This is a genomic window from Bacteroidota bacterium, from assembly GCA_030017895.1.
Classification (GTDB): Bacteria; Bacteroidota; Ignavibacteria; order UBA10030; family BY39; genus JASEGV01.
The window spans coordinates 1-8286 of the sequence record JASEGV010000108.1 but is presented as its reverse complement, the minus strand read 5'-3'; the positions used below and the strand labels follow the sequence as shown (position 1 = coordinate 8286).

The window sequence follows — 8286 nt, the reverse complement described above, 5'->3', positions numbered from 1 at the left end:
TTTTTCAAATGCAAATAAATATTTTCGTCAAAACTAATTTTTAGAGATGCCCATAATATAATGGAGATTATTAATACGTTACAATTTGCGACACCAAATAGAAGAGGGATATTGAAAAGGTTTCGTGATGAGGATTTGCCTTTAAGAGTCTATCATAATAATCTTCCTTCACAAGATTTTTTTGATAAATATTTGGAAGCAAAAAATGATTTATTCGCAAAAACCCATGGAACAATAGGCTTAAGAGAAGCAGATACAGATAGCAGTACAGGAGTTAAAATACATTACGCACCTTATGATTCAATAGGTGGCGCTGGTTGGACTATTGTTGATAGTTCTTATGCTGATGGAACCCCTAGACACATACGTATGTTAATAGCTAATGATAGAGGTCCTCCTCCAAAAGCATTTAAGAGGGAATTTGCTAGAGCAATACAGACCCTAAACACTATTGATGATCCTATGTTTATCCAAGCAAAAGAATCTGATGCTTTGGAGTATCATGTTAATGAGGGTGATGCTTTTGAAATAATTTATAAGCTTCCAATGCTTACAAATACTGCTAATTATAAATATTTTGTTGACACATCATTAACAGATGTAAAAGATATTAATGAAAATATTGCTGATTTTATGCTCTATCAGAATTATCCTAATCCTTTTAATGCATCAACAATGATTAATTATTCCGTTCCGCTTAATCGGGACGGAAAACTGTCAACTAACAATTGGGTAACGTTGAAAATTTACAACTTGCTCGGACAGGAAGTTACAACGCTTATTAATGAGGACAAAAAACCGGGATACTATGAAGTGAGTTTCGATGCTTCCAATTTATCGAGCGGTGTGTATTACTATGTGTTGCGAGCTGGGAATTTTATTTCGACGAAGAAGATGCTGCTAGTAAGATAACTGTCTTCCAACACACCCCTTATCCGATACGCGCCCCAAGCGTCCCCTCTCGAGACTTGTCCTGAGCGAAGTCGAAGGAGGGGGCAATGGGGTGTGTAGAAAAAATGAAAATAAGTTAGTTAAATTAAATCTTTTATTTTAAAAACTCAATTATTCCATATACTATCTTATCCGCACTCATCACACAATCTCCAACCGCAATACCACCGCGGTAGTTGCTACATACGAATGCACCGGGGAAGTTTTGCTCAAATCTTTCTATTGTCTCTATCGTTTTATAATAACCAAGCCTGTATTGCGGTATAGCTTTATCCCATCTCATTATCTTTACAAAGTCAGGTTCACCTTCTATCCCTATTATAGATTTAAGTTCCGAGTTTGTGAAATCTAAAATTTTATCGTCATCATTATCCAGCATTTCTGGATTGCGAGAACCGCCAACAAAAGTCGTGAAAGAAACATAACCTTCCGGTGCGCGGTTCGGGTAAATTGTGGATGACCAAATAGTTCCTAAAATTTTTCTTTTCTCTTTAGTGGGAATTAAATACCCGAATCCATCTAAATCTCTTTTTATCTTTTCCAACTTATAACCGGTAACAATTTCCGCAACAGGAGGATAATAGATTGAGTTCAGAACTTTCGAAGTTCCGGGATCAATCGGTTCTATTATTTTGGATACTGTGTAAGAGGGAACAGCGAGGACGACTGCATCGCTTTCGATGCTTTTATTTTCTCCGTTATGCTGATATGTTGTAACGTAAATTCTTCTGTCGCCAATCTTAGTAGGAATTGTATTGATAACATTGGCATTAAGCCTAATCTTTTCTCCAAGCGCTTTGCTCAATACTCTCGGTAGTGTTTGCATCCCGTTTTTAAACGAGAACATTTTTGCCGAATCTTTTGCTTTCTCCGCGCGCTGCTTTCGTTCCTTGCGTCCTTTTATCATTCCTTTGATCAGTCCGCCGTATTTTTCTTCGAGTGCGTAAAGTTTTGGAAATGCAGAACGGACCGAAAGGTCTTCCGGATTGCCGGCATAAACTCCTGCAACAAACGGGTTGATAGCATAATCTAAAAATTCCCGACCAAGTCTTCTCTCAACAAATTCTGCTATGGATTCTTCCTTCTCCGCGCGACCTATAAATGGTTCTTTTAGTAATCGTAGTTTTCCTTTCACGCTCCATAGTTTTGTTTTAAGAAATGCGGCCAGATTCATCGGCAACGGATGCAAAATATTATCTCTGAGTATATATCGCTTGTTTGATGACTCGCTAGCGTAAATGCGTTCGTCAAGAATTCCCAAGTCGGAAAATAATTGGTTGAAGAGCGGAGTTGTTTCGAGTGCGCTGTTTGGTCCGCATTCAACGAGCCAGCCGTTTTCATTAGTTGTTTTCATCGTTCCGCCGACTTCAGAATCTTTTTCGAGAACTGTTACGTCGATTCCTTTTTGTTGAAGCCAGAATGCAGTGGTTAATCCTGATATTCCAGCTCCGATAACGGCAACATGTTTTTTAGTTTGGGTTGAGTTCATCTGTTGGATTTGTTTAGTATTTCGAGATTTGTGCTTCGAATTTATGCAAATGCTGCCTTTAATACCAATTCTTGTAGTGCTGATATAAATTTTGCATTTGCATTAAGTGCCGGCATCATCTCGAATTGCTTCACGCCAAGACTCTCAGCCAATTCGCGCGTCTGGATATCAATTTCGTGTAAGGTTTCGATGTGATCGCATACGAATGAAATTGGAACTACTAACATATATCGCGTGCCCGTTCCTGCTATTTTTTTGACTGTACTCTGTAAAGTCGGCTGCAGCCACTTCATAGGTCCGACCTTGCTTTGATAGCACAACGTGTGCGGCGATTCCCACTTACCACGCTGGGCAACTAATTCAACAGTGCGTTCGGTCTGACTTTTATACGGGTCGCCCGCTGCTATTAAACTTTCGGGAACACCGTGTGCACTAAAGACGATGTGAATATCCTTTGCGGGGATGTTAGCAAACTTCTCAAATGTGTTATTTATCTGACCGACTAACGAATCGATATATAAATCGCTATCGTAGAAGTTATTTATAAATATTTCCTTGTTGGGCTGAAATTTTATTTTTTTACACTGCCGCTTCCATTCATTAAAACTGGAACCTGAAGTTGTTTTAGAGAATTGGGGATAAAGAGGAAGCAAAACGAACCGGTCAAAATCCGATTTTGACAAACTTGTAACGGCCGATTCAATTGTCGGTGAAAAATAGCGCATGGCAACGAAAACTTTTGCATCTATATGTTTGCGGAGTTCGGTTTCGAGTGCATCGGCTTGTAGGCGAGTGAGTTCGAGTATGGGAGATTTACTGCCGATGGTGATGTAATGATGTTTAACTACGCGTGCCCGCGATTGTGAAATCATTGCTGCTAATGGTTTACGCAGAAGAAATGCTAAAGGAAAATCGAAAATGTCAGGGTCGCAAAACAAATTGTACAAAAAGTCGTTCACAGCATCCAGCGAATCAGGACCTCCAAGTTGAAATAAAACTACTGCCGTTTTTTTATTATCCATTCTACTTATGGTATTTAACACTCTCTTCTTTTACTGCATTTACAAACGCCTTTGCATGTGCGACAGGAACATCGGGCAGAATACCATGACCTAAATTGAAAACGTGTCCGCTGCCTTGGCCGAATTTTTCAAGTATCGCCTTTACTTCACCGCGTATCTTTTCCTCATCTTCGTAAAGCTTGTGAGGATCCATATTCCCCTGAAGTGCAACTTTATCGCCGACTAATTTTCGCGCTTCACCGATATCTATTGTCCAGTCTAAACCTACAACATCGCACCCCGTATTTGCAATTGCTTCAAGCGAGTGCCAGCAATCTTTGCAGAAAACAATCACCGGTTCATCTTTGCGTTTGATGCTTGAAACAATTTGCTGAATGTAACGCAGAGAAAATTCTTCGAATTGTTCTTGCGGAAGAATCCCGCCCCACGTGTCGAATATCTGAACTGCATTAGCTCCCGATTCAATTTGTGCACTCAAATAATCAGCGGCTGAGCGGGCGAGTTTATCCAAAAGTTTGTGAGCATCTTTTGGTCGTTCATTTATCAGTTCGGTAATGATTTTAAATTCCTGCTTCCCTCTTCCTTCAACCATATAAGTTGCCAGTGTCCAGGGGGAACCCGCAAATCCGATTAGAGGAACACGTCCAGCCAAATTTTGTTTTGTTAAACTCAAAGCATCCATTACGTATTTTAATTTATCGTAAGGGTCGGGGATAGACAATTTTTCAATTTCAGAAGATGATCGGATGGGTGATGGAAATCGAGGTCCGCCTTTGCCTTCTTCTACAATTAGTTCCATTCCCATTGCTTCTGGAATAACGAGTATATCTGAAAAAATAATCGCCGCATCAACCCCAATGATATCAACGGGTTGAATTGTAACTTCGGCGGCAAGCTCGGGAGTTTTGCAAAGCGTGAGAAAATCCGTCTTTGCACGGACTGCTCTGTATTCAGGTAAATACCTTCCAGCTTGGCGCATAATCCAAACTGGCGTACGCTCGGTTGGTTGTCGTTTACATGCTTTTAAGAATAAATCGTTTTGTAAAATCATATTTAGTTTTAATTTTAGAATATTGTTTTTGGCGGATTAAATATAGAAAATTAGGGGGAGTTAAACAAAAAAAGCCCCGCTCCCGAATGCTTCGGAATCAGGGCATCTACATACTCGATACGACATACTACATACTACATACTCTTACAACTCTCTTTCCACCATTTTCTTTTTAAGTTGTGAGATGTGCCAGGTTAGATTAATTTCTTTCGGGCAGGCTTCTACACAGTTAAAAATTGTGTGGCAGCGCCAAACACCGTCGCTTGTGTCGATTGCTTCCAAATGTTCGGCGGGGGCTTCGTCGCGGCTGTCGAATGCGAAGCGGTAAGCTTTGAGCATAGCCGCCGGACCTAAATAATTCGGGTTTCCCCACATCGAAGGGCAGGAGCTTGTGCAGGCACCGCACAATATGCAATTAACAGATTCATCAATCACAGCGCGGTCGGCTTGCGATTGGTAACGCTCTTTGGGAGGCGGATTTTTTGCAATCAGATATGGTTTCACTACTTCGTACTTTGTAAAGAAATCGGTTGTATCAACAACCAAATCTTTTATGATAGGCATTCCGGGAATCGGGTCGATGCGAATAAATTTTTTCTTAATATCCTGTATCAAAATCTGGCAAGCGAGCATATTTTTGCCGTTTATGTTGATTGCGTCCGAACCGCAAATTCCGTGAGAGCATGAGCGGCGATATGTTAAACTTCCTTCGAAATCCCACTTGATGCGGTCGAGACAATCGAGAATTCTGTCGGTCGGTTCAACTTCTAATTTGAATTTCTGCCGATATGGTTTTGTGTCTTTAGATGAATCGTATCTTTGTATTGAAAATGTTACTTGCATAATTGTGCCTATTAATATTTTCTTTCCATCGGTTGATATTTTGTAACTGTAACCGGTTTGTATTTTAATTCAACGCCTTTATCTGTCTTGAAAGCAAAAGTATGTTTCATCCAGTTTTCGTCGTCGCGTTTCGGATGGTCGGTACGCCAGTGAGCGCCGCGGCATTCCTGACGGGCAATCGCACCTTCGACAACAACTTCTGAAAACTCGAGTAAATGACCTAACTCTAAAACTTCCATTAATTCGGTGTTAAAATTTCTACTCTTATCCCGTAAACCAACATTTTTATATTTTTCGCGGAGTTCACGAATTATCCGTTTCATTTCTTTCAAATCTTTTTCGTTTCGGTAAACGCCAGTTTTTGTCATCATATTATCGCGCAGAGTGTCTTTAATGTGATGATACGATTCTTTGAAATTTGTAGAGGCGAACAATTCATCAAAACGAGCACGGTCTTGTTTATCGGCATTTTCCGGTAAATCACTGAACTCAGCAGTTTGTAAAAACTTTGCAATTTGTTTTCCTGTTCTGCGACCGTGAACTACGCCATCTAATAGCGAGTTAGTTCCTAAACGATTGGCGCCATGAACACTGATGCAGGCACATTCACCAGCAGCATAGAAGCCGGTAAGAATTGTCCCCTTCTCATCTAAATAAACTTCACCGAAAAGGGAAGTTGGAATTCCGCCCATCGAGTAGTGTGCTGTCGGTTGAATCGGTATCGGAGCCTTTACAGGGTCCACACCAACATAAGTTTTAGCAAACCCAATTATTTCTGGCAATTTTTCCTTTAGTGCCGCTTCGCCGACGTGTGTAAGGTCGAGATGAACATAATCTTTTCCATCTATCCCGCGTCCTTCTAAAATTTCAGTCGTGATCGATCGGGTTACCATGTCGCGCGGTGCAAGTTCCATAACTGTAGGTGCATATCGTTGCATAAATCGTTCACCGGCTTTATTTTTGAGATATCCACCTTCGCCTCGCGCCCCTTCGGTTACTAAAATTCCTAACTTCCAAAGTCCTGTTGGATGGAACTGAACAAACTCCATATCTTCTAACGGAATACCGGCACGATACGCAATCGCAACTCCGTCGCCGGTATTTGCATACGCGTTCGAGGTAATTTTCCAGGCTCTTCCGTAACCGCCGGTTCCGAACATCACTGCCTTAGCGTGAAACGTATGCAGCTCGCCGGTTTGAATATCGAAAGCAACCAGCCCGCGGCAGACCCCATCTTTTACAATAAGCGAAACAACATAATACTCGGAATAAAAATGCACATTGTGCTTTACGCATTGTTCATACAAAGTGTGCAGAATAACGTGGCCGGTTCTGTCGGCAGCATAGCAAGCGCGTTGAATTGCAACGCGGGTTTCTTTTCCGTCGGCACCGATTTTCGGACGGGTATGGCCGCCGAACTGCCGTTGTGCAATTTTCCCATCTTTTGTTCTGCTGAACGGCACCCCCATGTGTTCAAGTTCGATAATTACTTCAGGAGCTTCCGATACCATCATCTCGATTGCATCTTGATCTCCTAAATAATCGCTCCCTTTTACAGTATCGAATATGTGCCACTCGACGTGGTCTTCTTCTTCGTTACCAAGAGCAGCAGCAATTCCGCCCTGAGCGGCACCAGAGTGCGAGCGTGTTGGAAGAACTTTTGAAAGCACTGCAACATTGGCTTTGCCTGATAATTCAACTGCGGCACGTAATCCGGCAAGTCCGGCGCCGACTATTAGTACATCGTGTTTGTGAACCATAATTGTTTTTTCTTTTATTAATTTCTTTTTTGTTTCATTCTAAAATCTAAAATACCAACACATTCATAAATCCGAAAACTGCAAAGGCGATGCCCAAAATAATCATCGCACCGAGAATCGTCATACTCAACCATCTTTTCATTTTAAAATCGCGCACAACTCCCCAGACTCCGTTCAAGCCGTGGTAAATTCCCACAACAACAAACGACAAATAAAAAACTTTCCAGAGCGGATTTTGCATGCGTTCCAAAGTCGAAGCAAATGAATGTCCCGATGTCGGAGTGTAGTGCATTAGAATATAATGACCGACCATTGCTACTATCAGAACAATACCTGTTATGCGTTGAAACAGCCACCCGGGGGCGCCTGAATTTCGTGAACCTAAATGTTTATACGGCATAAATATTTCCTTTAATAAAACTTTATCCTAAATTCTAATCATTATGATTTTATCGAAACAACACAGCTACTGAATTATTTACTTGATGACTGAAAATCACATATCCCATCGCTAAGAATGCGATGATACCAATCGTTACAACAGCGTAGTGAAGTTGCTTATGGTAGCGGGCGCCGTTGGCGAAATCAACTAGCACGATTCGGATTCCGTTTAATGTATGATACAAAACGAATGCGAAGAGGAGCCATTCGATTACCAAGAAAAATGGAGATGAGAAGAGAGCCATTTCTTCGTTGAAAGCCTTTCCGCGGTCGATTTTGTGTTTCTGTAAATTTGATAATGCAATGATATGCATGAAGATGTAAGCAGTAAGAGCCAACCCACTGATGCGGTGAAGTATCCAAGCCCAACTGCCCGCAAAGCGATGGTAGGTTGTTAAAACTTTAGTCCAACCTGATTGATAAAAATTCATAAGTCAAACTCCTTTGATGGGAAAATTTTAAAATGACGTGTGAAATTTAGGAAAGTTAATTTAAAAAAGCAAGATATATAAAAAAACCGGCTCCAAGAACTGTGAGTGTATGATGTTCAGATGAAGCCGGCTACTTGTAGTATTATAATTTACTTTGTGAGCAGCATTTTACGAATGCTTGTAAAATTACCTGCGGCGAGTTTATAGAAAAATACTCCGCTTGTAATATTTGCACCATCCCAAGTTACATCATAATAGCCTGCATCCTTGTATTCATTTACCAGTATAGCCACTTCAC

Annotated in this window: 8 protein-coding genes; 1 reads left to right on the top strand and 7 read right to left on the bottom strand. The window is 41.0% G+C overall.

Annotated features, from left to right (window positions below; genetic code table 11):
• Window positions 1–60: 60 nt before the first annotated feature.
• Window positions 61–912, top strand: a complete 852-nt coding sequence (locus tag QME58_13550) for a T9SS type A sorting domain-containing protein (GenBank protein ID MDI6804840.1) — start codon at window positions 61–63, stop codon at window positions 910–912.
• Window positions 913–1045: 133 nt separating this feature from the next.
• Here the strand turns inward: QME58_13550 and hemG are convergent, their stop codons facing one another.
• The 7 genes from hemG to sdhC all read right to left on the bottom strand — a co-directional run bounded on the left by hemG (window position 1046) and on the right by sdhC (window position 7988).
• Window positions 1046–2440, bottom strand: coding sequence for a protoporphyrinogen oxidase (gene hemG, locus QME58_13545; GenBank protein MDI6804839.1), 1395 nt, complete (start codon window positions 2438–2440; stop codon window positions 1046–1048).
• Between the two features lie 41 nt (window positions 2441–2481).
• On the bottom strand, window positions 2482–3462 hold the full coding sequence (hemH, locus tag QME58_13540) for a ferrochelatase (protein ID MDI6804838.1): 981 nt from the start codon (window positions 3460–3462) through the stop codon (window positions 2482–2484).
• 1 nt (window position 3463) lies between these two features.
• Window positions 3464–4510, bottom strand: a complete 1047-nt coding sequence (hemE, locus tag QME58_13535) for a uroporphyrinogen decarboxylase (protein ID MDI6804837.1) — start codon at window positions 4508–4510, stop codon at window positions 3464–3466.
• Window positions 4511–4657: 147 nt separating this feature from the next.
• Window positions 4658–5356, bottom strand: a complete 699-nt coding sequence (locus QME58_13530) for a succinate dehydrogenase iron-sulfur subunit (GenBank protein ID MDI6804836.1) — start codon at window positions 5354–5356, stop codon at window positions 4658–4660.
• Window positions 5357–5367: 11 nt separating this feature from the next.
• Window positions 5368–7116 carry a succinate dehydrogenase flavoprotein subunit gene (sdhA, locus tag QME58_13525; GenBank protein MDI6804835.1) on the bottom strand — a complete coding sequence of 583 codons (1749 nt, stop codon included), beginning with the start codon at window positions 7114–7116 and terminating at the stop codon, window positions 5368–5370.
• A 46-nt stretch (window positions 7117–7162) separates the two neighbouring features.
• Complete coding sequence (gene sdhD / locus QME58_13520; GenBank protein ID MDI6804834.1) at window positions 7163–7516, bottom strand: succinate dehydrogenase, hydrophobic membrane anchor protein; 354 nt, start codon at window positions 7514–7516, stop codon at window positions 7163–7165.
• 49 nt (window positions 7517–7565) lie between these two features.
• Window positions 7566–7988 carry a succinate dehydrogenase, cytochrome b556 subunit gene (sdhC, locus tag QME58_13515; GenBank protein ID MDI6804833.1) on the bottom strand — a complete coding sequence of 141 codons (423 nt, stop codon included), beginning with the start codon at window positions 7986–7988 and terminating at the stop codon, window positions 7566–7568.
• Window positions 7989–8286: the final 298 nt, after the last annotated feature.

Bases quoted from the DNA above. Each gene is read 5' to 3' on its own strand.
- sdhC (MDI6804833.1), bottom strand. From the start codon at position 7,988: ATGAATTTTTATCAATCAGGTTGGACTAAAGTTTTAACAACCTACCAT.
- sdhA (MDI6804835.1), bottom strand. From the start codon at position 7,116: ATGGTTCACAAACACGATGTACTAATAGTCGGCGCCGGACTTGCCGGA.
- hemH (MDI6804838.1), bottom strand. From the start codon at position 3,462: ATGGATAATAAAAAAACGGCAGTAGTTTTATTTCAACTTGGAGGTCCT.
- QME58_13530 (MDI6804836.1), bottom strand. From the start codon at position 5,356: ATGCAAGTAACATTTTCAATACAAAGATACGATTCATCTAAAGACACA.
- QME58_13550 (MDI6804840.1), top strand. From the start codon at position 61: ATGGAGATTATTAATACGTTACAATTTGCGACACCAAATAGAAGAGGG.
- hemG (MDI6804839.1), bottom strand. From the start codon at position 2,440: ATGAACTCAACCCAAACTAAAAAACATGTTGCCGTTATCGGAGCTGGA.
- sdhD (MDI6804834.1), bottom strand. From the start codon at position 7,516: ATGCCGTATAAACATTTAGGTTCACGAAATTCAGGCGCCCCCGGGTGG.